At 73.6% G+C, this 4,411-nt stretch carries 3 protein-coding genes and 1 pseudogene; 2 read left to right on the top strand and 2 right to left on the bottom strand.

Features of this window, described 5'->3' with window-relative positions; all coding sequences use genetic code 11:
• Positions 1–1,149, bottom strand: a 1,149-nt coding sequence (locus EF918_RS33085; RefSeq protein WP_125652592.1) for a sigma-70 family RNA polymerase sigma factor, incomplete at its 3' end; no start/stop codon positions are given.
• A gap of 314 nt (positions 1,150–1,463) precedes the next feature.
• Positions 1,464–2,243, bottom strand: coding sequence for a TetR/AcrR family transcriptional regulator (locus EF918_RS33080; protein WP_125652591.1), 780 nt, complete (start codon positions 2,241–2,243; stop codon positions 1,464–1,466).
• A 338-nt stretch (positions 2,244–2,581) separates the two neighbouring features.
• On the opposite strand from EF918_RS33080, the gene EF918_RS33075 reads away from it, so the two are divergent.
• Together EF918_RS33075 and EF918_RS33070 are read left to right on the top strand one after the other, a co-directional pair.
• Positions 2,582–3,997: an NAD(P)/FAD-dependent oxidoreductase gene (locus EF918_RS33075; protein ID WP_125652590.1), complete on the top strand. Its 1,416-nt coding sequence runs from the start codon at positions 2,582–2,584 to the stop codon at positions 3,995–3,997.
• Positions 3,998–4,151: 154 nt separating this feature from the next.
• Positions 4,152–4,411, top strand: a pseudogene (locus tag EF918_RS33070) (PAS sensor protein); the annotation flags it as partial.

Raw genomic sequence — 4,411 nt, 5'->3', positions numbered from 1 at the left:
GGACGGAGGGACGGGCTCCGGCGCGTGCGGTTCCGGTACGGCCGAAGGGGTCGGCCTCGGGGTGGGCGCGGCGCCGGACGTCGCGGGCGCGGAGGCACTCGGCAGCGCCGGGCGGGCCTCGGCCTGCGGTTCGGTGTCGTCCCCGGCCAGGGCGAACACCACCCCGGCCGCCGCGGCCGCGGCCACGGCACCCCCGACCACCGCACCGGCAGCCGCCTTGACCGCGTACCCGGCCGCGAACCAGCCGATGACCGCGACCGGCAGCAGCGCCGGGATGCCCGCGTTGACGTCCTGGAGCTCGCCGGCGGCCAGCCGGCACTTGGCGCACTCCTCCAGGTGCTTGCGCAGTCCCCGCTCGGCCCGCATCCGCAGACCGCCCCGGGCGTACGCGCCCAGCCGGTCCGCGTACCGGGCACAGTCCCCGCCCTGGCTGAGCGCGGAACTCACGTGCGCCTGGAGGTAGGCCTGCTTGAGGCCCTCCCGGGCCCGGCTGGCCAGCACCGCGGTGGCGTTGGCGCTCAGCCCGAACAGCGGCGCGATCGCGCTCGGCGAGGACTCCTCGACCGTGGTGTGCCACAGCACGGCCTGCCACCGCTCCGGCAGGCTGCGGAACGCCTGCATCGCGAGCGACCGCTCGGCCTCGCGCATGGCCCGTACGTCCGCGCCCAGGTCCAGGGTGTCGTCGGACAGCCGGGCCCCGCCGTCGGCACCCGCCGCGGCCTGCTCGGCGAAGAGCGCGAAGTCCTCGACGAGCTGCTCCCGCCGGGCGGTCCGGCCCCACGCCGCCGCCACCCGGCGCACGGTGGTGAGCAGGTACGCCCGCACCGCCTGGTCCGGTCCGGCCCCGCCGCGCACGGCCTGCAGGGTCCGGGCGAACACCTCGGCCGTCAGGTCCTCGGCCGTGTGACCGTCCCGGCAGCAGGTGCGTGCGTAGCGGCGTACGGCATCGGCGTGCCGGCGGAACAGCTCCTCGTAGGCCCGGTCGTCGCCGCCGCGCATCCGGGCGATCAGGTCGCCGTCGGAAGGCGGCAGTTCCGCCGCGGTCGCGCCGCTGCCCGCTTCGCGCTGGGCCGGTACCTGCCGGGCGGGCAGGCTGCCCGTCTCGACCTCGCCGCCCGTGAGGGGCTCGTCCCGACCGTCAACGCTCATCGCGGAAGCCCCCGCACGACACACTCAACCGGTACACCAGCTCAGCGTGTCACACGGCGGACGCCCGCCGAACCTCTCTTCGCGCCATCCACCCGTCCGGGCACCGTTCGACGGAATCCCGTACCGTTCCTCACCCGTTCGAGTGAGCAGCCGTTCGCCCCCACGCCCTCACCGCACGCCCACGCCCACGCCCCGAGAACCGGAGCCGAACGCGGCCCGGATCCGGGCCGGAGCCGGGCCCGAGGGCAGGGAATCACCCCCGCCCCGGCCCCGCCCCGTGTTCACGCCCGCTGCCGCGGGCGGGGGGACGGCGGTCAGCGCGACCGCAGACCCTCCAGCAGGATCTCCAGCAGCCGTGCCGACGCAGCGGCCTGCTGGGCCGCGTCCGGCAGGGCGGGTGCGGCCGTGGCGATGACCAGCAGGACATCGGCCACGGTGACGTCCGCGCGCAGCTCGCCGGCCTCACGGGCCCGGTCGACCAGCTTGCCGACGACTTCCAGGAGCGCACCGGCACCGGCGTCCTCGGCCGGCTCGTCCTCGGCCGCCATCCGCGAGCCGACGACCCGCAGCTCGGGCTGGCCGACGACCGGCCCGGCCGCCTGCCGCTGCTGCGGCACCCGGGCCGCCTCGACGGCCCCGACGGCGTCGGTCCCGTCCTCGGCGGCCGTGCCGACCCGCAGCACCTGCGGCGGCAGCAGCCGGCCGGCGCCCGAGGCGACCGAGGTCCGCAGGAAGCGCGACAGCGCCTGCCACGGCTCCTCCTCCTGCCCCAGTGCCGCCCGCGCCTGCTCGGTCAGCCGGGAGGTCTCCTCCTCGGCTATGCGTCGGACCAGCACGTCCTTGCTCGGGAAGCGGCGGTACACCGTGCCGACGCCGACCCGGGCGCGCCGCGCCACGTCCTCCATCGGGGCCCCGTACCCCAGCTCGCCGAAGACCTCGCGCGCGGCCCTCAGCACGTGCTCCAGATTGCGCTGTGCGTCCACCCGCAGCGGGGTGGACCGTCCTACACCGTGCGACGTCGGCCCCGTGATGACACGGGCGTTGCTCTCGGTCGAGAGCGCGGTCGCAGAACCATGGAAATCGGAAATGTGCATGTGTATCCCCCGGTAATCTTTTGTCTCCCCCCGGAGACAGTCCCCGCCTTCGTGTCGAGGCGGCCACGGTCAGCGGCCTGGTCCCACTCCTCGACGAGATACGAACATAGTTGAGCCAGAGTCAATTCAGAAGAGGGAGCCCCGTACGGAGCACCGCCCGATCGGAGCATTACCCCTCACTTTTCCCGCCGGAACCTTCGGAATGACTCCTTCCACATGCTGTGACCTGCGCACCTTCCCCCTCCCCGGCCCCTCGTGACCGCCCCGTCGCGGCACCGACTCCGGTCACACGATTCGTCGGGCCTGTGGACAAAGTCCCGGCCACGGTGCGTCATGGGATGGTGAAGGCTGCATCCTCCCGGGGCGAGACCCCCGGCACCCCGCCCCGGACGCGCATCCTCGTCGTCGGCGGCGGCTACGTAGGCATGTACACGGCGCTCCGGCTCCAGAAGAAGCTCAGAGCCGACGAGGCCGAGGTCACGGTGGTGACCCCCGAGCCGTACATGACGTACCAGCCCTTCCTCCCCGAGGCGGCCGCCGGCTCCATCTCCCCCCGCCACGTCGTGGTCCCCCTGCGCCGGGTCCTGGACAAATGCCGCATCGTCATCGGCGAGGCCACCCGCATCGACCACGCCAAGCGGACCGCGACCGTCGAGACCCTCGCCACCGAGGAGGAAGGCGCCGGTCCGCTGCACCTGGAGTACGACGAACTCGTCCTCGCCCCCGGCTCGATCTCCCGCACCCTGCCCATTCCCGGCCTCGCCGACTACGCCATCGGCTTCAAGACCGTCGAAGAGGCCATCGGCCTGCGCAACCACGTCATCGAGCAGATGGACATCGCCTCCTCCACCCGCGACCCCGCCATCCGCGACGCCGCCCTCACCTTCGTCTTCGTCGGCGGCGGCTACGCCGGGGTGGAGGCCCTCGGGGAACTGGAGGACATGGCCCGCTACGCCGCCCGCTACTACCACAACATCAAGCCCGAGGACATGAAATGGGTCCTGGTCGAGGCCACCGACCGGATCCTCCCCGAGGTCGGTCCCGAAATGGGCCAGTACACCGTCCGTGAACTGCGCCGCCGCGGCATCGACGTACGCCTGGAGACCCGGCTGGAGTCCTGCGCGGACCGCGTCGCCGTCCTCAGCGACGGCTCCCGCTTCCCCACCCGCACCGTCGTGTGGACCGCCGGCGTCAAACCGCACCCGCTCCTCGCCGCCACCGACCTCCCGCGCACCGACCGCGGCCGGCTCCGCTGCACCGCGAAGCTCACCGTCGACGGCGTCGAGCACGCCTGGGCCGCCGGCGACGCCGCCGCCGTCCCCGACATCACCGCCGAGGAGCCCGGCACGGAGACCGCCCCCAACGCCCAGCACGCCGTGCGCCAGGCCAAGGTCCTCGCCGACAACATCCTCGCCGCCCTGCGCGGCGAACCCCTCCAGGAGTACGAGCACAAGTACGTCGGCTCCGTCGCCTCCCTCGGCCTGCACAAGGGCGTCGCCCACGTCTACGGACACAAGCTCAAGCGCTACCCCGCCTGGCTCATGCACCGCATCTACCACCTCAGCCGCGTCCCCACCTTCAACCGCAAGATGCGCGTCCTCGCCGAATGGACCCTCTCGGGCCTGTTCACCCGCGAGATCGTCTCGCTGGGATCGCTCGAACACCCCAGGGCAGAGTTCGAACTTGCCGCCGGGCTGCGCAAGCACCCGCACCGGCCGCCCGCCCACGAGCCCCCCAGGACCGGCGAAGACTGACGTTGTCAGTGCGGTCGGCCACACTGGACGTGTGACCATAGGTGGGCTCACACCTGCACAGAGTGACACCGTCCAGCGACCGACCCGTGCCCCGGAAGGACCCCGGGGGAAGAGACACAGCGACCACGAGCGACACCTACGAGGCTTGAACGCAGTGAACTTCACGCGCTGGAGCGCCCGGTTCCCCGGAACGCAGCGCCGCGCCGCCGCCCGGACCGAGCACGCCGCCCGGGCCCAGCGGGGCGAGGGCTCCGTGCCCGCGGCCCGGGCCTCCGCCCCGGACGGCCGCCCCGCGGACCCCACCGTCTCCGGTACGGGCACCGGAGCGGCCCTCGGCACCCCGCCCTCCCTCGACGACCTCTCCGTCCGGGAGGTGCTCGGCCGGCTCCCGGCCCTCGTCGCCCTCCTCCACGG

This window comes from Streptomyces sp. WAC06614, from assembly GCF_003949795.1.
Lineage (GTDB): Bacteria > Actinomycetota > Actinomycetes > Streptomycetales > Streptomycetaceae > Streptomyces.
This window is presented reverse-complemented; position numbering and strand designations above follow the sequence as displayed.